The 722-nt window shown below is 43.2% G+C and carries 1 protein-coding gene; it reads left to right on the forward strand.

Translation table 11 applies throughout. The features are described from left to right. A partial coding sequence (locus AB4585_RS28435; protein WP_372172113.1) for a hypothetical protein occupies window positions 1–722 on the forward strand: 722 nt, incomplete at both ends.

The raw sequence follows: 722 nt of genomic DNA on the forward strand, positions 1-722 counted from the left end.
CAATGTGATCACAAAAAACGGTTACCACATCACCAACAGCGCCACCAAGGGCAAATTGAACTTTGTGACCTACTTCCTGCACAACCCAAAGTACGAAGACGGGATAAATGAACCCTTCAACTCCGCTGACTCCATCATCAAAGCATTCGACATCAATGTAACCCAAGTAGCACTCTGCAAAGGCCGGATTCACTACTCACAGGATTTTTTAAGCTTCTTGTACCGACCTGTATTGAAAGTAATAAACTATGAGACAGCCACACACTCAATCACACGCCTGTTTGAAAAAAGCAAAAACCTTAATCTACCCATCGACAAAAACAGCGTAATGAATACCATCGAAGCCATACGGTTTACTCAGATCATCAAGCAACACGGCCTTGCCGACTTTCATCACCCAGATGAAATAACCCACTATGTATCAGGCTGGCTACTCTCTCACACCTATAAGCGTCGATTTGATAACATCAAGAATGACATTTACCTAAGCACCGGTATTAGAATCAAGACCGCTATTAACGCCTACCCTATCGGCCTACACGACACTAAATTGCACGAACATATTGAGACTTGGAAACCTCTAAAAGAACGCACCAATCCACCCCGCATTACCCAATCTGTTTACATTAGAAAAGCCACATACTGTTACTACACGCTAGAAACAGACATCACATTAAGAGAGCAATCAATTACTCTCTTTCGCTGGTGGACACGCACCAACA

Origin of the sequence: Vibrio sp. 10N.222.49.C9, assembly GCF_041474985.1 — a bacterium.
GTDB classification, from domain to species: domain Bacteria; phylum Pseudomonadota; class Gammaproteobacteria; order Enterobacterales; family Vibrionaceae; genus Vibrio; species Vibrio crassostreae_C.